Raw genomic sequence first — 19,914 nt, forward strand, 5'->3', positions numbered from 1 at the left:
GCACTCCAGACCGCGCCCACAACCGGGAGATCGGGAACGACCAACGGAACTCCCAGCCGGATGATTGGTTCCTTCACGGCGACTCCCACTCATCAGGTCGAATGTGGACCGACTGATCTGCCGATGAGACGACCCGTTCGGCGATATCTCGTCAAACGTCGTGGAGCTTTCCCGTCTGTCGCTGGGATCACCTCATTTTCTCGACCAGTCTGTCCGGCGATTGGTTCGGTTCGGACGGGGTCTGTCTCCACCTGTTCGCTGGACTAATGGGGACGTTTCAACTCCAGAGAGGAACACTTTTGTACCGTCTCTTCATCTGGTTCGACTGTATCAAGTGGACGCGGTCGATGTCGTATTCGACCGCGAATGCGTATTTCCGACCGGAGACGGCGTGAGAATCGGTTCTCTTGGTCGTCTCCACCTGAAACGGAGGGGTTCACATGGACGAAGGCGATCACACACCGCGGGCTGACGACGGCACTGATCAGACCGACGACGATGACTCGGTCGACGACGACTCGGACCGTAGCGACGGCTCCGCGTCCGATATCGCTGATCTGAACTCCGATGGCCCGCCCGAGACCGGTTCCGACTTCGGTGACGACCCCGACCGTGACGCCGACTCCAGTGAGGACTCCGACCGCGACTCGGGATCCCGCTCCGTACCCGACCCGGTAACGGACGCCGGACCCGAAACCGCGGAGATCGACAACGGCAGTCGCGACCGATCGTCGCCCGACGTCGACTTCGACGGCGTCGTCCTCGACGACGACGACAATCAGGGCCTGTTCGACGACCTCCTCTCCGGCGAGCCGATCTTCGAGAACAAGGAGGTCCTCCGGCCCTCGTACACCCCGCACGAACTCCCGCATCGGAACGACCAAATCAACCGGATGGCGACGATCCTCGTCTCCGCGCTCCGCGGCGAGACCCCTTCGAACATCCTCATCTACGGGAAGACGGGAACCGGGAAGACCGCCTCGGCGAAGTTCGTCTCGCAGGAGCTCGAGTCCACCTCGCAGAAGTACGACGTACCCTGCGAGGTCGAGTACATCAACTGCGAGGTGACCGACACCCAGTACCGCGTCCTCGCCCAGCTCGCGAACACGTTCATCGAGGAGAACCAAGCGGTGATCGCCGATCAGCTGGAGCGACTCGAAGGCCTCCGCGCGGACGCGACGGACGCCGACGAGACGGCCGGCCGCGACGCGGCCGCCGCCCTCGCCGACACCGAGTTCGACTCGATCGAGGACCTCGACGACCGCATCGAGACGCTGGAGGACGACGCCGACGAGATGGAGGAGGTCCCGATGACGGGGTGGCCGACCGACCGCGTCTACTCGACGTTCTTCGAGGCGGTCGACTACCACGAGCGCGTGGTCGTGATCATGCTCGACGAAATTGACAAGCTCGTCGAGAAGAGCGGCGACGACACGCTCTATAACCTCTCGCGGATGAACTCCGAGCTCAACCGCTCGCGCATCTCCATCATGGGGATCTCGAACGATCTCAAGTTCACCGACTTCCTCGACCCCCGCGTCAAGTCGAGCCTCGGCGAGGAGGAGATCGTTTTCCCGCCGTACGACGCTAACCAGCTCCGCGACATCCTCCAGCACCGCGCCGACACGGCGTTCAAGCCCGACGCGCTCACCGACGACGTGATCCCCCTCTGCGCCGCCTTCGCCGCGCAGGAACACGGCGACGCGCGCCGGGCGCTCGACCTCCTCCGCACCGCGGGCGAACTCGCCGAGCGCTCGCAGGCCGAGATCGTCGCGGAGAAGCACGTCCGGCAGGCGCAGGACAAGATCGAACTCGACCGCGTTGTCGAGGTCGTCCGCACCCTCCCGACACAGAGCAAGATCGTCTTATTCGCCGTGATCCTCCTGGAGAAGAACGGCGTTCATAACATCAACACCGGCGAGGTGTTCAACATCTACAAGCGGCTCTGCGAGGAGATCGACGCCGACGTGCTGACCCAGCGGCGCGTCACCGACCTCATCAGCGAACTCGACATGCTGGGGATCGTCAACGCCGTCGTCGTCTCCAAGGGCCGCTACGGGCGAACGAAAGAGATGGGTCTCTCCGTGCCGGTCGAGGAGACCGAGGCGGTCCTCCTGTCCGACTCTCGGCTCGGCGACATCGAAAACGCGCAGCCGTTCGTTCAGGCGCGGTTCGACAACTGACGCCGACCGCGCCGCCTCTGACACGTCTGACGTCGGCGTGTCGCGTCCGCAGTTACCCCGCGGCCGAGAAACCCGACGACGCCGGAGAGAGGCTACTTCCAACCGTCCGCGCTATCGCCTCGTTCAGCTCTACCTGCCCCGTCGCGACCAGCCGGATGTAGCCGAGATACGGGACTCGGACCCGCGCCACCCCGTTCACCCACTCCGCTCTAACAGGCGGCGAGAGTCCGCTGGCCTGGTCGTAGGCCCCGTTGTTGTCCCCCAGCGTGATGTAGCCGTCGTGCGGCGCCGGGCAGTTGGCGAGCGACTCGCAGTCGACGGCGTTGTGATACCGATCGTCGGCGCGGTCGTACCAGTTCTCTCCCTCTGTCACGTGGAACCTAGCCCGGTGGATGATGGGCGATCCGGTCCGACCCGGGGGCGTGTATATCATCACGGAGCCGTAGGATCCGAACGTCCGGTAGTCGACCTCCTGACCAACCTCGTGCGTGACGACGCCGACGCCGTTCTCGGCCGCGTCCGGCGCCAAGCGTCCCGGCTCGGTGACGAACACGAGGTCGCCGACCTGCATGTTCGGCTCCATGCTCCCCGACTCGACCGCGACCATGGGTGGCCACACGCCGCTCACGCCGAACAGCAGCAGCCCGACCAGAAGGACGACGGCGACGCTCGACAGCATCTCGCGGATCCACATCAGCGCGCCCTCCCGGTCGTGACGGAACCGATACAGGAACGACTCGTCCGGGTCGCCGTCCGACGATCTTGTCGATCCGAGGCCCGCCTTGGTAGCGATATCCTCGCCGTCGCGAGGGGCCTCGTCGTGAGAGTCGGCGCCGTGAGACGCACCGTCGTGAGCGTCGGCGCGATCGGGTTCGCCCGGCTGCTCGGCCTCGGGCCGAGAACCGGGCTCGGGCCGAGAACCGGGCTCGGGCTCAGTGTCAGGTGCGTCGCCGCCCGCTCCGTCGGACGCTTCGTCTTCTAACTCGTCAGAAACGCCGCCTCCTCCGTCGTGAGCCGTTGCCGATTCGCTTCGGTTCCGCTCGTCTCGATCGGCCGACTCGTCGCCGTCTGTCGGCCGATCCCCTTCATCCATTACGACGCGTTTGGGGGGTTTCGCTCATAAGCTTCCGGGTCTCGGGAGTTCCCCTACCTCCTGACTCCGGCTCCGACTCCAGCCGACGCCTCCGGAACGGTTTTGCCCGTGACCCCCCTTTCGAGTGTCGTGCCGCTGGAGTCGAACGCCCGGATCGCGAAAGCCCTCGCCGAGCGCGGCTACAACGCCGAACGCGAGGCGGTCACCTTACTCGCGGGCGCGACGGACCCGACCGCGGCGATCGCGGCCACCGTCGACCGCGCCCCGGACGAGGCGCTTCGGATCACCGCCGACCACGTCCGCGAAGCGATCGACCACACCGATAAATCGGCCGCTCCCCCGGACGAAACCGGACAATCTCCAGTCGAAACGAAGGGGTCATCAGCCACCGAACCCGGCGCGACCGAGACCGTCGCCGACCCAGTGACGACCGACGGCGCTTCGGCTATGGATGTCGATACGGGGGCCGCTAGCGACCCCGCGACGGCCGACACCCCAACCGTCGACCCCACGACTACCGATTCACCGACTGCCGACCCCGCGACTACCGATTCACCGACTGCCGACCCCGCGACTGCCGATTCACCGACTGTCGACTCCGCGACCGCCGCCGATACCTCACGTGATCTCGACCTGCGCGATCTGGAGGTCGGCAACGACATGACCGGCCGCAGCACGGGAACCGGCGAGTACAGCGACTTCGTCACGACGTTCCGCGACCGCTACGAGCGGCTCTCGAAGGTCCTCCGCGGCCGCGTCAACCACCGACCGGCCGAAGCGATCGCGAACATGCCCGGCGGTAGCGACGCCGCGATGATCGGCCTCGTCAACGACGTGCGCTCCACGAAGTCGGGCCACTGGCTGGTCGAACTGGAGGACACCACCGGGACGTTCCCCGCCCTCGTGATGAAGGACAAGGGGCTCGCGGACGTCGTCGACGAAATCCTGTTGGACGAGTGCGTCGCGGTCGAGGGGACGCTCGCCGACGACGCCGGGATCCTCTTCGCGGACTCGCTCCACTTCCCGGACGTCCCCCGGACGCACAACCCTGGCGGCGCCGACCGTCACGTCCAGGCCGCGCTGATCTCCGATGTCCACGTCGGCAGCGACGAATTCATGGCCGACGCGTGGCACAGCTTCGCGGACTGGCTCCACACGCCCGAGGCCGACCCCGTCGAGTACATCCTGCTCGCGGGCGACATGGTCGAGGGCGTCGGCGTCTACCCGGACCAGGACGAGGAGCTGGATATCGTCGACATCTACGAGCAGTACGAGGCCTTCGCGGAACACCTCAAGGAGGTACCGGCGGACACCGAGATCGTGATGATCCCGGGCAACCACGACGCGGTCCGGCTCGCGGAGCCGCAGCCCGGGTTCAACGACGAGATCCGCGCGATCATGGACGTCCACGACGCGCGGATCGTCTCGAACCCGGCGACGGTCTCCGTCGAAGGCGTCGAGGTGCTGATGTACCACGGCGTCTCGCTCGACGAGGTGATCGCGGAGCTCCCGGAAGAGAAGGCGAGCTACGACGAACCGCACAAGGCGATGTACCAGCTGCTGAAGAAGCGTCACGTCGCGCCGCAGTTCGGCGGGCACACCCGCGTCGCGCCGGAGGAGCGCGACTACCTCGTCATCGAGGATGTCCCCGACGTGTTCCACACCGGCCACGTCCACAAGCTCGGTTGGGGAAAGTATCACAACGTCCTCGCGGTCAACTCCGGCTGCTGGCAGGCCCAGACCGACTTCCAGAAGTCAGTCAACATCGACCCCGACGCCGGCTACGCGCCGATCCTCGACCTCGACACGCTCGACATGACGGTCCGGAAGTTCTCGTAAATCGGCCGGAACGAACGAGCCCCTCTCGACCGCTATCGACCGATCTCTACCCGCCCGCTCGTCGCGTCGTTGAGCCGCTCGCGGAGCGCGTCGACCTGCGCGACGGGCACTCGGAGGTCGAACCGAACCCGCTCGCCGTAGTCGGCGTCGAACTCGACGCCGGACGACTCGATCACTCCCCGGACCGTCCCCGAGTCGTCGTACTCGGTCTCGACGACCAGACTTCGGTGCGGGCGCTCCTCGGTCACTCCCGCCGCGTCGACACCCTCCTTCATTGCGCGCGAGTAAGCGCGCGCGAGCCCCCCGACTCCGAGGTTCGTCCCGCCGTAGTAGCGCGTCACCACCGCGGCGACGTTCCGGATCTCGCGCTGCTGGAGGACGTTCAGGGCCGGTTTCCCGGCGGAGCCGGTCGGCTCCCCGTCGTCTGACGAGTACTCCCTGAGCATCGGTTCCGACCCCCGAGCGCGCTCGGACGGCTCGCCCGCGGGAACCCGGTACGCGGGCACGTTGTGGGTCGCGTCGGCGTACTCGTCTCGGACTGCCTCGACGAACGACTCCGCCGCTTCGACCGTGTCGACCGGCGCGACGTGGCCGAGGAACTCCGACCCCTGGACCTCGAACCGCGCCGTCGCGCGCTCGGCGACGGTCCGGTACGCGTCGGTCACGGCGTCCCCTCGTCGGCCTCCGGCTCTCCTTCGGCTCCGTCCGCCTCGCGACGCTCGACGACCACGCTCGTCGGCGGCGCGAGCCGGAACAGCGCGAGGTAGGCGGCGAATCCGACGACTTCGACGATCACCGCGACGACCGCGAGCGGCTCCGCCGCCAGCGCCGCGGCCGCGCCCGTCCCGTGCCACGCGAGGAACCCGCCGAGGAACGTTCCGAGCGTTCCCGCGCCGAGCGCGTACAGTCGGCGGTACTCGCCGGCCCGCAGCGTCGCGACCGCGACGGCCACCGCGAGCGCGCTCCCGGCGACGAACAGGTACGGGCGGGCGTCCGGGGGCGAGCCGAGCCGCGGCCACGCCCATAGGAGGTGGACCGCCGCGGCGACGACCGCGGCCTGGACGGCGACCCACCGGAGGAGGCGTTTTCTCGGGGTGTCGCGGCCGGCAGCCCCCTCATCTCGACTCGGGTCCGCCCCGCCTAGCGCGGTGTCAGCGCTCATCGAGGCCTCACTCCCACGGGTGGTTCCCGCGCGCGTCCGGCCACAGCGGGTACCAGTACGACTCGTCGTCCTCTAAGCCGAGCTCGCCGTCGAGGACCGACTGGAGCTTGAACTCGACCTGCTGGCTCCGGTCGTTCGTCCCCCGCGGCGCGAACGGGTAGTACGCGCCGCGCCGGAACGAGTAGATCCAGTAGGCCGGGCCGTCGTCGTTCTCGAAGCCGAACACGGCCGCGAGCAGCCGCGACCCGAACCCCTCCTCGATGAACTGGTCGGCCGCGAAGTGGACGCTCGTGACGAGGTCCTCGGGGTCGTCGTCCTCGAGGACGAACCACTGGTACCCGTGGTCGTCCTCGTACCGGTGGAAGCCGGTGCCGGTGTCGATCTCGCCGGCCTCTAGGATCGACTCGACGCTCTCGACCGCGTCGTCGAAGCGAGTGCTGTCCATGCCGGAGAAACACAGGGCGGCCTCGCCGCAGTGGTCGTACCCGAGGTCCGCCTGCATCGTCAGATACGCGGTCGACATCCCGAAGAGGTCCTCGGGGTCCGCCTCGCGGGTCGCGTCGGTCTCGGCGCTGGTCCCGAGCACGGCCCGGATCGTGTCGAAGATACCCATCTGCTCCCCGCTACGTGCGGCGGGGTTTAGGGCGTTTCTCTCGGGTCCGCCGTCGCTGGCCCCTCGATTACTCCTCGCCGACGCCTTCGACTACTCCTCGCCGACGTCCGCCGCCGGAATCTCGTCGACGTGGTCAAGATACGTCAACACTCCTCTAACGTTCAGCCCCGTGTTCGCCCGCGCTCGCTCCCGAGTCCAGTAGTCGACGTTGCGACTCGCCGCCTCGAAGTGTTCGACCACCGCGTTGTCGTCGTCGAGCTCCGCGCGCTTCTGCCGGACCGCCTCCACCCACTCGACGTACGCCCGCTTCGCCTCACCGATCAGCGTCGACTCGTAGCTCCGGGGTCCGAAGTGTCCGAAGCAGACCGTGTCGGGGTCGAGCCGCTCGATCAGCCGGAGGTCCTCGAGGCACTGCTCTAGGTCGAACTGCGGCGGCGGGGTCGTCGGCACCACGTCGTCGACCTCTGGGACGTAGATCCCGGCGGCGTCGGCGGTGAAGACCACGTCCGCCTCCGGCTCGTGGTAGACCGCGTGGTGGGGGGCGTGCCCGGGCGCGTCGTGGACGATCAGCTCGCGGTCGCCCAGATCGATCCGGTCTCCGTCGGCGACGCCCGTGATCCGGTCTTCCGGGACGGGCTCCGGCTCCGCGTAGTACGTCCACTGCCCCTCGACCGCCGACTTGGTTCCCGCGACGAGCGCCTCGGGGTCGACGAGGTGTCTGACTCCCTCCTCGGGCACTCGGACCCCCGCGTTCGGGTAGCGCTCGGCGAGGTAGCCCGCCCCGCCGGCGTGGTCGAGGTGGGCGTGGGTCGGGAGGATCCACGCGAGCTCGTCGCGGTCGATGCCGATCGCCTCGATGCTCTCGAAGAGGGCCTCTCGGTTCGCCCCCGTCCCGGTATCTATCACGATCGGTCGCTCGGCGTCGTACACGTAGACTGCGCCGTACTCGTCGGTAGCGAACATCCCGGTGTCGTGGACGTACAGGTCCTCGACGCCCCGGACCGGTTCGAACTCGCCTGCGCGCATACCGGACGAGGGACCCGGGGGCACTTCTAGCGATCGGTCCGCAGGCCGACCGCGACGCTCAGCGCCGGGTCTCACGGGTCGGCGGCGATCGCGCGGGCCGGGGCTTATGGTCGCGCCGCCCGAGGGGACGGTATGCGAGTGCTCGTCACCGGTGCGACCGGGTTCGTCGGGAGCCGCCTCGTCCCGACGCTCCTCTCGCGCGGCCACGACGTGGTCGCGCTCGTCCGCGACGCCGACGGCTACGCGGCGCCCGAGGGGGTCTCCGTGGTCGAGGGGGACCTCTTGGAACCGGACACGCTCCCCCCGGCGTTCGAGATCGACGGCGAGACGGTCGACGCCGCGTACTACCTCGTCCACTCGATGGACGGCGGCCCGGGATACGAGGAGCGGGACCGTAACTGCGCGACCAACTTCGCGGCGGCGGCCTCGGCCGCGGGGATCGAACGGATCGTCTACCTCGGCGGGCTCGGTGAGGACCGCGAGGACCTCTCCGAACACCTCCGATCCCGACGCGAGGTCGAGCGGATCCTCGCGGAAGGCGACCCGGCGCTCACGGCCCTCCGGGCCGCGATCATCATCGGCGCCGGCAGCGCCAGCTTCGAGGTGATCGCGGGGCTCGCGCGGCGGCTTCCGGTGATGGTCACCCCGAAGTGGGTAGACACGCTGTGCCAGCCGATCGCGGTCGCCGACGTGGTCGCGTACCTCGCCGGCGTCCTCGCCGCCCCCGAGACCGCCGGCGAAACGCTCGAGATCGGCGGGCCGGAGGTGTTGACCTACGCGGAGATCCTCCGCCGGACCAGGCGACAGCTCGGCGGCGGGCTTCGCATCGTGCGGGTCCCGGTGTTGAGCCCGGGCCTGTCCGCCCGTTGGCTCCGGCTCGTCACCGACGTGAACCCGTACCTCGCGCGGTCGCTCGTCGAGGGGCTCCGGAACACCGTGATCGTCGAAGACGATCGGATCCGGGACCTCGTCCCGATCGAACGCACGTCGTTCGAACTCGCGGTCGCCCGGGCGCTGACCGACTCGCCGAACGCGCAGCGCCCGTGGCTGACGACGCTCCGGGGGATCCGCCCGTGAGCCGCGAGTACGGAGAGACGTGGGTGTACGAGAGCCTCGTCGGCGGCATCCCCGGGCTCGGGATCTCCCGGACGCTGGCGGTCGCGCTCCAGTTCGTGATCTTCGAGGTGGGCGTGGTGGCGCTCGGGTGGTACTACGGGGTCTGGAACGCCGTGGCCGCCGGGACGGTCGCCGTCGTCGTCGCCGCGGTCGGCAGCGTCGAGATGCACCGCTTGGGCGCGAAGAACCGCCTGCTCGGAACCCCTCCGGAACACAAGCGGCTGCTGTTCGGGTCGAGCATCGAGATCGTGTTGGGCGTGCTGGCGTTCATCGCGCTGGTGACGTACCTGTTCGCGTGGGACGGGACCCTCATCAACCGCCTGTTCGGCGCGGACCCGCCGATTCCCGTCGTCTACCTCACGCTGCTCGTCCTTTGGGACCTGACGTACCGCATCGGGACCTCGTGGTGGAGCGCGGTCGTCGCCCTGTGGCGCGCCGTCCACGTCGACCTCCCGTCCGAGGAGCGGGCGACCGTCCGCCGGCTCGACGCCGAGAACATCGGCTTCTCGCTCGTTCAGCTCGCGCTCGTCCCGTTCTTACTCTCCGAGCCCGTGCTGCTCGGCGCGGTGGTGGGGCACGTCATCGCGGTCGCGCTCGTCTGCGGCGCGGCGATCCTGCTCACGTGAGACGCGGTCGCTATCGGCAGCGAGTCCGGTACAATAACACGGCCGGTATCGAGAGCGCGACCGCTATCGGCGTTCGAGAACGGAATTAAAAGGCGCGGCGTCGCCGCGGCCGCGTCACTTCCCCTGAAGCTCTTCGAACTTGTCGAGGAGTGCCTCCGTGGAGTCGCCCGAGTCGTAGCTCAGGGAACCGGAGTACTCGGGCCGCTCCGCGTCGAAGTCGGCGTCGACTTCGCTGGTCTTCTTCTCGCGACGCTCATGTTCGGCCTCGTCATAGGCACCCATTGACATGGTACGACTACACTTGGCCGTTTCCTGTAATATACCTGTCGGTAAACGTATCATAGATGATGAAGGTTCGGCCACGTCCACCGGAATCGATTAACCCCGCGACGTGATACCAAACGCCCGTGGCCCAACCCCTCCGATTCAGGCGCTCGCCCGGCCGGTGGACCGCGGACCGGGTCCGGTCGCAGCTCGGCCGTCCCCTCGACGAGAACCTCGGGTCGACCACCGGCGACCCGTGGTTCGCGCCGCCGCCCGACTACGAGGCGCGGCGGTTCGACATGGACGACGACTCCTTCGCGCTGTTCTGCTGGACCGACGACGACGCCGACCCGCCGGCCGGCGCCGAGGGCGGTCCCGTCGGGTACTGGCTGGGCAACACGGAGACGCCGAGCGAGCTCTGGCGGACGGACAAGTACGGGTTCGACGAGGCGCCGTATCCCGTTTCTCGGTGGGCACAGCGGGAGCTGCTCGCCGGCCTCCACGACGACGAGCCGTGGCTGGCGGAGTACCCCCACGTCTCGTGGTTCTTTCTCCCCGTGTTCTGCTCGAAGGACGGCGCGGAGACGAGCCGGGCGTTCTTCCGCGACCACGCGGCCGGGTTCCCGGACGCGACCCGCGACGCCGGGACGGGGTTCGTCGAGGAGACCCTCCGACCGGGGGTGCTCGACGACTACCGCGAGACGATGGCCGGGAAGCTCGGTACCTCCGCCTCGCGGGACCTCGTCCGGATGAGCGCGGCCATCGCCGAGTTCACCGCGGCCCGGATCCTCGCGGACGCGGGGTACGAGGTCACCCCGGAGATCGAGGTGACGACGGGACACTCGCTCGACTTCCGCGCGACGGAGCCCGACACCGGGACCGGTCACCTCGTCGAGGTCACGCGCCCGCAGCCGACCGCGGGGCGGTCCGCGAACGATCCGGTCGCCGCCGTCCGCGACACCGCCGAGACGAAGACCAGCGGACAGCTCGCGGCCCACGCCGGCGGCGTCACGCTGTTCGTCGACTGCTCGTCGTTTCCCGCCGACGAGTGGGCCGCCGTGCGTGAGGCCGAACCCGCGGTCCGTCACAAGCCCGCGGTCGTCTACCGCGCTGAGCCGGACGGGTCGATCGAGGGCTATCGGAAGGGGTCGGTCCCGCTCGACCTCTCCGGGGTCGTCGACGGCGTCTCGTAGCCTCGCGGGGTTCCGCCGAGCCGAGCTCTCTCCCTCGCAGCGGATCGGCGACGCTCCGCGATCGAGTTTCGAAAAAACGTGCGTGGATCCCGCGCGGTTCGCCGCCTCAGAACGAGACGGGCGAGGGCTCGTCCTCCGCGTCGGTGGTCGGGTCGCGGTCCGAGTAGAACCGGCGACCGACGCCGCGGTGACAGACGCCGGCCCGGAGCGTGGTGAACACGTCCTCCGCGTCTTCGAACGTCTGATCGCCGAACCGCTCCAAGACGTCGCCGAGCCGCTCGGACCCGTTCGCGAGCTCTACGGTCGCGTTTCCGTGAGCCGCGATGATCTCCTCAGAGGTGGTCGGGTACTGGTGCCGTTCGAGTCGGTCGTCGACGCCGTTCAAGCGCATCAACAGTAGGGAGCCGCCAGCAGTCCTTAATGATTGTCCATGTACGACCTTAGTCGGAGGGGATACCTTATATTGCCTTATATCGGGCCTGCTCCGGTTCGACGGCCCGGTCCGATCGGTCCCCTCGAACCGCCGTCGCTTAGTGGCGCGCCCGACTATTCGCCGGTATGCCCGCCGCCTCTGACGACCGCGTCGTCGCCGACCTCCACGCCCACACGACCCTCTCGGACGGCACGATGACGCTCGACGAAGTCCCCGCGGCCGCCCGCGAGGCCGGCGTCGACTGGGTCGCCGTCACCGACCACGACAGCGTTCACCCCGAGATAGACGCGCCGGTCGTCGTGCGCGACGGCGTCCGGATCGTCCGCGGGATCGAACTCCGCGTCGACGCCGGGTTCGGGCGGCTCGATCTTCTCGGCTACGGCGTCGAACACACCGACGCGCTCGACGCGGAGATCGACCGTCTCCAGCGCGACCGCCGAGAGCGCGGCGCCGCCATCCTCGACGCGGTCGAGGAGCGACTGGGCGTCGACCTCGACATCGAGCCCCGCGCCGGGCTGGGGCGACCGCACATCGCGCGGGCGATCGACGAGTCGGAGGCCCCCTACGACTACGCCGGGGCGTTCGACGAGCTGATCGGGAACGACGGTCCGTGTTACGTCGCGCGCGACGTGACGCCGCTCGACGAGGGGCTCGACCTCCTCGACGACGCCTGCGCGCTCGTCGGCCTCGCTCACCCGTTCCGGTACGAGCGCGTCGACGAGGCGCTCGACGTCGCCCGCGAGTCGGCCGCGATCGACGCGGTCGAGCGCTTCTACCCCTACGGTCGCGCCGTCGACGACTCGCGGATCGACCGCCTCGCCGCCGAGGCCGACCTGCTCAGAACGGGCGGGACGGACGCGCACGAGCGGACGCTCGGCGTCGCGGGCTTGACGGCGTCGGCGTTCGAGCCCGTCCGCGATCGGCTCCCCGAGGCGGTCCCGACAGACGGGTCCGCGACGGGCGACTCCGCCGCCGCGGCGACGCCCGACGAACAGGATTAAGCCCGCGCCGGACCGAGGGCCGAGTATGCGGTGTCACTACTGCGACCGGGAGGCCACGTACGAGGCGGAGCAGGGCGGCGTGGTCGTCGGCCTCTGCGAGTCCCACTTCAAACAGCGCGTCGAGGAGCTCGCCGAGTCGGACGAGCTCGCGGAGCTCCGCGACCGGATCGACGTCGAGTCCTCCGAGTAATCGGCCGGAGACGAACGCTAAAAGTCGGCGGGACCCGAACAACCGGTATGGACCTCACGGACCGGCCCCGCCGCCTCCGGACCGACGGCGTTCGCCCGCTCGTCGCCGAGACCGACCTCTCCGCGTCGGACCTCGTCGCCCCCGTCTTCGTCGACGCCACGACCGACGAGCGCGTCCCGATCGAGACGATGCCCGGCCACGAGCGCGTGCCGGTCGACGAGGCGGTCGACCGGGTCGCCGAGGTCAGCGACACCGGCGTCGAGGCCGTCATCCTGTTCGGCGTCCCCGAGTCGAAGGACGCGTCCGGGAGCCGGGCGTACGCGGACGACGGCGTCGTCCAGCGCGCGATCCGCCGGATTTCCGCCGAGACCGATGTCACCGTCATCGGCGACGTCTGCCTCTGTGAATACACCGAGCACGGACACTGCGGCGTGATCGAGGAGAGCGCCGAGTCGGATCCGACGCTCACCGTCAAGAACGACGAGACGCTGGACCTGCTGGCGCGCACCGCAGTCTCGCAGGCCGACGCGGGCGCCGACGTGGTCGCTCCCTCCGCGATGACCGACGGGCAGGTAAAAGCGATCCGCGAGGCGCTCGACGCGGCGGGTCACGAGGAGGTGGCCATCCTGAGCTACGCGGCGAAGTACGAGTCCGCCTTCTATGGCCCCTTCCGCGACGCGGCCGACGGCGCCCCCGCGTTCGGTGACCGACGCCACTACCAGATGGACCCCGCGAACCGCCGCGAGGCGCTCCGAGAGGCCCGCCTCGACGCCGAGCAGGGCGCCGACGTGCTGATGGTGAAACCCGGCCTGCCCTACCTCGACATCGTCGGCGACCTCCGGCGAGAGTTCGACCGTCCCATCGCGGCGTACAACGTCTCCGGCGAGTACGCGATGCTCCACGCCGCCGCGGAGAAGGGGTGGCTCGACCTGGAGGCGACCGCGCTGGAGTCGCTCACGGCGCTCAAGCGCGCGGGCGCGGACCTCATCATCACGTACTTCGCCGAGGACGTAGCCGATCAGTTATAAATAGACTCGGGCAGGAGTCGACGCGTTTCCCGACTATCTACCTCGGCGCGCGCCTCCGAGCGGTCGCCACCGGCGGCCGCGAGGAGCGCGTGCGATAGAGTCGCGAAAGGAGGCCGACGAGGCCGGGGAGGCGTGAGGCCGCGGGGCGGGGCTTCGGCGGTGTTCGCTCAGATCGAGACACCGGCTGTTGTTTATACCCAACCGATCGAGCGACCGGAACTGCTCACACCACCTGCTCGCCGTCGTCGTCGTACACCTCGATGGCGTCGACCGGGCACGAGCGCGCCGCGAACTTCGCGTCGAGCTCCTCGCCGTCGGGCACCTCGACGACGAACAGGTCCTCGTCCTCCTCGGTACTCCCCGCTAAGTCGGCCTTTCCGTCGTTCAGGTCCTTCTCGAAGGCGTCCCACTCGGCGACGCACTGGTACATCCCGACGCAGGTGTCGCGGTCGAACTCGACGTACATGCTCACCTGTTCGGCGAGCCGATACAAAGCGGTGACGACGAGACGTGTAGGGCTCCGGTTGGTTCTGATTCGATGACTGACTCGGATTCGACGGTCAATCCTCGGTAACTACCTCCGAAGCCCCGACCTCGTCGCTCGCTTCGCTCCCGACTCCAGCAAGAATCGAAGATGCTCCGGCAGCCGGCGCGCAGCGCCGGCGACCTCGCGCGCGCGACTCACAGCCTGACGACTGTTCGTCGGCACGCGTCCTGACAGCTGTTCGTCGGCACGCGTCACCGCAACCCCTCTCCGACACCGACCTCCCCCCCTCGGTTTCCAACAGCCGACCGCCCTTCTTAAGCGTCGCAGGCACCGATCGCCGCGTATGACCACGGTCTGGCTCGTTGACCGGCAGTTCGACTCGAAGGGGCTCGTGCGGCTCACCTACGCCACTGAGGACGGCAAGCGGATACACACGAAGGAGCTGGCCGAACAGCGGCTCGTCACCGGTGGCGGGATCACCGCCGGCCGCGAGGTCGACGAGACCGCGTTGGGGGAGACGCCCGCGGACGAGGTCGAGCGGTTCGCGACGGAGGCGTCGAAGATGGCGGCCGACCACGACCTCGACGACACGGTCTGAAGCGCTCGGCGTGCGCCGATGTCCCGCACAACCGAGCCCGTTAAGGGGGAACCGGCGGAACGTGTGACCGAAATGCCCAGTGGTGAGTACGACCCCGACGCCGTCGAGCCGCGCTGGCAGCGGCGATGGGTCGACGAGGAGACGTACGCCTATTCCGACGACGACCCGGTCGACCCGAACACCGTCTTCTCTATCGACACGCCCCCGCCGACGGTATCGGGCAGCCTCCACATGGGCCACCTGTACGGGTTCACCCTCCAGGACTTCGTCGCGCGCTTCGAGCGGATGAACGGTGGGGAGACGTTCTTCCCGTTCGGTTACGACGACAACGGCATCGCCTCCGAGCGGCTCACGGAGGACGAGCTCGACATCCGGCATCAGGACTTCGAGCGGCGCGAGTTCCAAGCGAAGTGCCGGGAGGTCTGCGCCGACTATGAGGAGCAGTTCACCGAGAACGTCCAATCGCTCGGCGTGTCGGTCGACTGGAACCACACGTACCAGACGATCGAACCCCGCGTCCAGCGCGTCTCGCAGCTGTCGTTCGTCGACCTGTACGAGCAGGGCCGGGAGTACCGCGAGAAGGCCCCCGCGATCTGGTGTCCCGAGTGCGAGACCGCCATCTCGCAGGTCGAGACCGAGGACGACGAGCAGGCCAGCCACTTCAACGACATCGCGTTCCCCGTCGCCGGACGCGACGGGAACGACGAGGTCGCCGACGAGTTCGTTATCTCGACGACGCGGCCCGAACTCCTCCCCGCGTGCGTCGCCGTCTTCGTCCACCCGGACGACGACGAGAACCAGGACCTCGTCGGCGAGTCCGCGGAGGTCCCGCTGTTCGGCCACGAGGTGCCGATCATCGCCGACGAGCGCGTCGACATGGAGACCGGCTCCGGCATCGTGATGTGCTGTACGTTCGGCGACCAGAACGACATCGAGTGGTACCAGGTCCACGACCTCGACCTCCGGGTCGCCATCGACGAGTCCGGCCACATGACCGACCTCGCCGGGGAGTACGAAGGGCTCCACGCCGACGAGGCGGGCGAAGTGATCGTCGAAGACCTCGACGAGGCGGGCGCGCTGCTCGACCGCCGCGACATCACCCACACGGTCAACGTCCACGAGCGCTGCGGGACGAGCGTCGAGTTCCTCGTCACCGAGCAGTGGTACATCGAGATGCTCGACAAGACGGACGAGTACCTCCAGATCGGTCGCGAGATGGACTGGTCGCCCGAGAAGATGTTCACCCGGTACGAACACTGGGTCGAGGGGCTCCAATGGGACTGGCTCATCTCCCGTCAGCGGTCATCCGGAATCCCGTTCCCGGTGTGGTACTGCGAGGGCTGCGGCGAGGAGGTCATCGCCGAGAAGGCCGACCTCCCGGTCGAGCCCCTGTCGGACGACCCGCCCGTCGACGCGTGCCCCGAGTGCGGGCACGACGCCTTCCAGCCGGAGGACGACGTGCTCGACACGTGGGCCACCTCCAGCCTCACGCCCCTCGTCAACGCCGGCTGGGACTGGGACGACGAGGCCGAGGAGTTCACGATGGAGCGCCCGGAGCTGTACCGGTTCGACCTCCGACCGCAGGGCCACGACATCATCAGCTTCTGGCTGTTCCACACCCTCGTCAAGTGCTACGAGCACACCGGTGAGGTCCCGTTCGAGGAGACGATGATCAACGGCCACGTCCTCGACGAGAACCGCGAGAAGATGTCGAAGTCCGTCGGCAACGTCGTCGAGCCCGAGGCGGTCCTCGAGGAGTTCCCCGTGGACGCCACGCGCTACTGGGCGGCCGGCACCGCCGTCGGCGACGACTTCCCGTTCAAGGAGAAGGACCTCCGCGCGGGCGAGAAGCTGATCCGGAAGCTGTGGAACGCCTCGAAGCTCGTCGAGTCGCTCGCGCCGGAGCCGTTCCCAGCCGAGCCCGAGGGAGGCCTCCGCGAGCTCGACCGCTGGCTCCTCGCCGAGCTCGACGCCGAGGTCGAGCGGCTCACCGAGCTCCTCGACGACCGCGCGTTCTCGAAGGCCCGCGACGAGCTCCGGAGCTTCTTCTGGAACACGTTCTGTGACGATTACCTCGAGATCGCGAAACAGCGCGAGGACGACGCGGCGGCATACACCCTCCGCACCGCGCACCGACGGTTCCTGAAGCTGTTCGCCCCGCTCCTTGCGCACGTTACCGAGGAGCTGTGGCACGACATGTACGCCGACGCGGTCGACGGGGCCACACCCGAAGGGGTCTCGCTCGCCGACGGTGCGAGCGACTCGATCCACCTCGCCGACTGGCCCGAGCCACTCGGAATCGAGGCCGACCGCGACGCCGGGACCGCCGCCACCGCCGTCGTCGGCGCGCTCCGGAAGTACAAAAGCGAGAATCAGCTCCCTCTCACCGCCGCGCTCGACGCGGTGGAGGTGTACGCCGACGTGCGGGGCTTCGAGGACGACATCACCGGCGTGATGCACGTCGACGACCTCGCGGTCCACCCCGACGGCGACGCGCCCGTCGAGACGGTGATCACGGGCATCGACCTCGACTACGCCACCGTCGGCCCGAAGTACGGCGATCAGGTCGGGGACATCGAGGCCGCTCTCGCGCAGGGGGAGTACAAGATCGACGGCGACGAACTTCACGTCGCGAGCGTCACGCTGGTCGACGACGAGTTCGCGGTCGAAGAAGAGCGGCAGTACCAGGGCGAGGGCGAGCTGCTTCAGGCCGACGACGTCGTCGTCATCGTGCGTAACGAGGCGTAGCCCGCCCTCCCCTTTCGCCTCTCGATCCGCTCACAGGTCCGCGCCGACCGCGTCCTCGATCGAGTCGAACTCGTCGCGTTCGAGCAGTTCGAGCAGTCCCTCGTTGATGTCACGCGCGAGGCTCGGCCCCTCGTAGACGAGCCCCGTGTATAGCTGGACGAGCGAGGCGCCGGCCCGTATCTTCTCGTAGGCCCCCGCGGCGTCTGAGATCCCCCCGACACCGATCACCGGCACGTCCGTGCGCTCGGCGACGAACCGCACCCGATCTGTCGCGAGCGATTCGATCGGCTTCCCCGAGAGGCCGCCGCGTTCCGCTCGGTTGTGACTCCGCACCGAGTCCGGCCGCGATGTCGTCGTGTTGGTCGCGATGACGCCGTCCAGATCGAGGTCGTCGACGACCCCGAGCGCGTCTTCGACCGCTGGCTCCGGAAGATCCGGGGAGAGTTTCACGAGGAGGGGGTCTGCGCCCGCGTCGTCCAGCGTCCCGAGGATCCGCTCCAGCGCGTCGCGGTTCTGGAGCTCGCGGAGTCCCGGCGTGTTGGGACTGGAGACGTTGACGACGAAGTAGTCGCCCGCGTCCGCGACGCGCTCGTACGTGTACAGGTAATCGTCCGGGGCGTCCTCGAGCGGTGTCGACTTCGACTTCCCGATGTTGATCCCGACCGGCACGTCCGGGAGCGGGTCGCGATCGAGCCGCTCGCCGACCACGTCGGCGCCCTCGTTGTTGAACCCCATCCGATTGACGAGCGCCTCGTCCTCGCGCAAGCGAAACAGCCGCGGACGGGGGTTCCCGGGCTGCCGCTCGGCGGTGACGCCGCCGACTTCGACGTGACCGAACCCGAGGGACGACAGCGCTCGCGGCACGTGTGCGTTCTTGTCGAAACCGGCGGCGACACCCACTGGATTCGGGAATTTCGACCCGAACGCGTCGACCGCGAGCCGCTCGTCGCCGACCACGTACCGCTCGGCGAGCGCGGCGGAAACCGGAGTCCCTTGAACGCCGCCGAGGAGTCCGTGGATCAGTCCGTGTGCGGTCTCCGGCGGCAGCCGGAACAGTGCTGGCTTCAACAGGTCATACGCGCCCATCGTGCGTGTCTCGTCACGAGCGACAATCAATCCGCCGACCGCAGTCCGCGTCGCGACCGCTCGGCGGCGTCCTTGCCGACGAAAATCCCGCGGGTCCGCGTCAGAAGTCGTGTTCGAGCTGCTCCGGGTTCGCGTCCGCCTTCTGGATGATTATCTTCCCGTCTCGGACTCGGACGAACACCTCGTCGCCGATTTCCATGCCGGCGACGGCGAGTTCGTCCTCGTGAAGGTTCACGTGGACGTTGTGGTACTCCCCCTCGTCGTCCTTGGCGCCACTGGGGCTGAGCTTCTTTTTGCGGACCATCGCGGGTGTACTTGTCGCACTTCGCCATAGCAGACACATAAGTGTTGTTTACGCGTATTCGTATGCCCGACGAGCCAACCGCACGGGTGCGTCGTCGGCTCCCTTGGCCGATCGACTCCCCGGCTAGTCGACCGACTGGCAACCCCCCTCCGACTGTTCGTGTGAACACCGTCTCGCGCTCGCCGTCCGCCTGAAATCCTCCGCGGGTCGGTCAACTCGTCTCGTCGGCGTTCCAAACCGCTAGCAGCGGCCGAGATAGTATATAAATGTTGTGCCGCACAGCTTTCATTTCCCCGATATATTTATTACACACTGTGTGCTGGTGTCACATGGAGGCAAAACCATGGTACGTGAAGACGGTAAGCGAAACTTTGCCCTTCGAGAGGAAGACGGATCGGAACCGAGTGAGTTCTCGGGGAACATGCCGCGTCAGGCGGCACTCAAGGCGGCTCGAACGCTCGAGCCGGCGCCTTCGGAAGAGGAGGCGCAACGAACGACGCTCCGTCTCCGTGAAAAGGGGACGCAGAAAGTCCACGAGTACGAGGGCTGGGCGTGGAAGGACAACGCCCCCGAGGTCGACGAGGCGGACGACGACTTCTGGCTCAACGACCTCAACGACATCACTAAGGCTAACGTCTCGAAGCAGGGCATCGAGTACCTCGACGAGGAGTAACTCCCGGACGCTCCGGTTCCGATCTATCGTTTTCGGTACTGCTCGACCGGAACAGTCCGGGCTTGATCACTACACCGGCACAGAGAACTCGTCTCGGATAGACGCTGCCGCACATCGATTCGATCCGGTCAGTTATCACTGTTTTACGCCATGAAACCGCATGACGTAGTGGAGTTGGTTCGACGGGGTTAAGTATACCCCGGGCATTCGAAGAAATGCGAAGAACGCAACGCGGACTCGGGCCGTTCAAC

The 19,914-nt window shown here is 67.9% G+C and carries 21 protein-coding genes; 11 read left to right on the top strand and 10 right to left on the bottom strand.

Going from position 1 to position 19,914, the window contains the following annotated elements; genetic code table 11:
* The first annotated feature begins 440 nt into the window (after positions 1-440).
* A complete protein-coding gene (locus EO776_RS00005) occupies positions 441-2,183 on the top strand; it encodes a Cdc6/Cdc18 family protein (RefSeq protein ID WP_049931964.1) in 1,743 nt (580 codons plus the stop codon).
* 52 nt (positions 2,184-2,235) lie between these two features.
* Here EO776_RS00005 and EO776_RS00010 read toward each other — a convergent pair whose 3' ends face one another.
* A complete protein-coding gene (locus EO776_RS00010) occupies positions 2,236-3,276 on the bottom strand; it encodes a S26 family signal peptidase (protein WP_094519511.1) in 1,041 nt (346 codons plus the stop codon).
* A 129-nt stretch (positions 3,277-3,405) separates the two neighbouring features.
* Between EO776_RS00010 and EO776_RS00015 the strand changes: the two genes are divergently transcribed.
* The gene (locus EO776_RS00015; RefSeq protein WP_094519510.1) at positions 3,406-5,115 is read left to right on the top strand and encodes a DNA-directed DNA polymerase II small subunit; all 1,710 of its coding nucleotides are present in this window, start codon (positions 3,406-3,408) and stop codon (positions 5,113-5,115) included.
* A 32-nt stretch (positions 5,116-5,147) separates the two neighbouring features.
* Here the strand turns inward: EO776_RS00015 and EO776_RS00020 are convergent, their stop codons facing one another.
* The 4 genes from EO776_RS00020 to EO776_RS00035 all read right to left on the bottom strand — a co-directional run bounded on the left by EO776_RS00020 (position 5,148) and on the right by EO776_RS00035 (position 7,916).
* Positions 5,148-5,780, bottom strand: coding sequence for an IMPACT family protein (locus EO776_RS00020; protein ID WP_094519509.1), 633 nt, complete (start codon positions 5,778-5,780; stop codon positions 5,148-5,150).
* Positions 5,777-6,277, bottom strand: a complete 501-nt coding sequence (locus EO776_RS00025; RefSeq protein ID WP_049931958.1) for a hypothetical protein — start codon at positions 6,275-6,277, stop codon at positions 5,777-5,779. Before EO776_RS00025 ends, EO776_RS00020 begins: the two co-directional genes overlap by 4 nt.
* A gap of 7 nt (positions 6,278-6,284) precedes the next feature.
* Entirely contained in the window at positions 6,285-6,890 is a 606-nt protein-coding gene (gene pspAB, locus EO776_RS00030; RefSeq protein WP_049931956.1) for a PspA-associated protein PspAB, read from the bottom strand.
* A 90-nt stretch (positions 6,891-6,980) separates the two neighbouring features.
* Positions 6,981-7,916: an MBL fold metallo-hydrolase gene (locus tag EO776_RS00035; RefSeq protein WP_094519508.1), complete on the bottom strand. Its 936-nt coding sequence runs from the start codon at positions 7,914-7,916 to the stop codon at positions 6,981-6,983.
* A 132-nt stretch (positions 7,917-8,048) separates the two neighbouring features.
* Between EO776_RS00035 and EO776_RS00040 the strand changes: the two genes are divergently transcribed.
* Positions 8,049-8,993: an NAD(P)H-binding protein gene (locus EO776_RS00040; RefSeq protein ID WP_049931954.1), complete on the top strand. Its 945-nt coding sequence runs from the start codon at positions 8,049-8,051 to the stop codon at positions 8,991-8,993.
* Positions 8,990-9,658 carry a DUF7530 family protein gene (locus tag EO776_RS00045; protein WP_049932142.1) on the top strand — a complete coding sequence of 223 codons (669 nt, stop codon included), beginning with the start codon at positions 8,990-8,992 and terminating at the stop codon, positions 9,656-9,658. Before EO776_RS00040 ends, EO776_RS00045 begins: the two co-directional genes overlap by 4 nt.
* Before the next feature lie 114 nt (positions 9,659-9,772).
* Here EO776_RS00045 and EO776_RS18715 read toward each other — a convergent pair whose 3' ends face one another.
* Positions 9,773-9,940, bottom strand: a complete 168-nt coding sequence (locus EO776_RS18715; protein WP_222104448.1) for a DUF5786 family protein — start codon at positions 9,938-9,940, stop codon at positions 9,773-9,775.
* 125 nt (positions 9,941-10,065) lie between these two features.
* On the opposite strand from EO776_RS18715, the gene EO776_RS00050 reads away from it, so the two are divergent.
* Positions 10,066-11,115: a DUF5784 family protein gene (locus EO776_RS00050; protein WP_094519507.1), complete on the top strand. Its 1,050-nt coding sequence runs from the start codon at positions 10,066-10,068 to the stop codon at positions 11,113-11,115.
* 106 nt (positions 11,116-11,221) lie between these two features.
* On the opposite strand, the gene EO776_RS00055 is transcribed toward EO776_RS00050, so the two are convergent.
* Complete coding sequence (locus EO776_RS00055) at positions 11,222-11,506, bottom strand: DUF5789 family protein (protein WP_094519506.1); 285 nt, start codon at positions 11,504-11,506, stop codon at positions 11,222-11,224.
* Between the two features lie 167 nt (positions 11,507-11,673).
* Between EO776_RS00055 and EO776_RS00060 the strand changes: the two genes are divergently transcribed.
* Genes EO776_RS00060 through hemB form a run of 3 tightly spaced genes read left to right on the top strand, consistent with a single transcriptional unit; the run spans position 11,674 to position 13,767 of the window.
* Entirely contained in the window at positions 11,674-12,549 is an 876-nt protein-coding gene (locus EO776_RS00060) for a PHP domain-containing protein (RefSeq protein WP_094495462.1), read from the top strand.
* A 25-nt stretch (positions 12,550-12,574) separates the two neighbouring features.
* Positions 12,575-12,739 (top strand): DUF6757 family protein, encoded by a 165-nt coding sequence (locus tag EO776_RS18720; protein ID WP_167373086.1) that lies wholly within the window; start codon positions 12,575-12,577, stop codon positions 12,737-12,739.
* A 47-nt stretch (positions 12,740-12,786) separates the two neighbouring features.
* On the top strand, positions 12,787-13,767 hold the full coding sequence (gene hemB / locus EO776_RS00065; RefSeq protein ID WP_049931948.1) for a porphobilinogen synthase: 981 nt from the start codon (positions 12,787-12,789) through the stop codon (positions 13,765-13,767).
* Positions 13,768-13,990: 223 nt separating this feature from the next.
* Here the strand turns inward: hemB and EO776_RS00070 are convergent, their stop codons facing one another.
* Complete coding sequence (locus EO776_RS00070) at positions 13,991-14,233, bottom strand: ferredoxin (protein ID WP_049931946.1); 243 nt, start codon at positions 14,231-14,233, stop codon at positions 13,991-13,993.
* Positions 14,234-14,597: 364 nt separating this feature from the next.
* Between EO776_RS00070 and EO776_RS00075 the strand changes: the two genes are divergently transcribed.
* Entirely contained in the window at positions 14,598-14,852 is a 255-nt protein-coding gene (locus tag EO776_RS00075) for a hypothetical protein (protein ID WP_049931944.1), read from the top strand.
* A gap of 72 nt (positions 14,853-14,924) precedes the next feature.
* Positions 14,925-17,600, top strand: a complete 2,676-nt coding sequence (locus tag EO776_RS00080; protein WP_094519505.1) for a valine--tRNA ligase — start codon at positions 14,925-14,927, stop codon at positions 17,598-17,600.
* A gap of 30 nt (positions 17,601-17,630) precedes the next feature.
* Here the strand turns inward: EO776_RS00080 and EO776_RS00085 are convergent, their stop codons facing one another.
* Both EO776_RS00085 and EO776_RS00090 read right to left on the bottom strand, forming a co-directional pair.
* Positions 17,631-18,686, bottom strand: a complete 1,056-nt coding sequence (locus tag EO776_RS00085) for a quinone-dependent dihydroorotate dehydrogenase (protein ID WP_049931940.1) — start codon at positions 18,684-18,686, stop codon at positions 17,631-17,633.
* Positions 18,687-18,786: 100 nt separating this feature from the next.
* On the bottom strand, positions 18,787-18,990 hold the full coding sequence (locus EO776_RS00090; protein ID WP_049931938.1) for a hypothetical protein: 204 nt from the start codon (positions 18,988-18,990) through the stop codon (positions 18,787-18,789).
* 343 nt (positions 18,991-19,333) lie between these two features.
* Between EO776_RS00090 and EO776_RS00095 the strand changes: the two genes are divergently transcribed.
* On the top strand, positions 19,334-19,663 hold the full coding sequence (locus EO776_RS00095) for a non-histone chromosomal MC1 family protein (protein WP_049931936.1): 330 nt from the start codon (positions 19,334-19,336) through the stop codon (positions 19,661-19,663).
* Positions 19,664-19,914 lie beyond the last annotated feature (251 nt).

Source organism: Halorubrum ezzemoulense (assembly GCF_004126515.1).
GTDB classification, from domain to species: Archaea; Halobacteriota; Halobacteria; order Halobacteriales; family Haloferacaceae; genus Halorubrum; species Halorubrum ezzemoulense.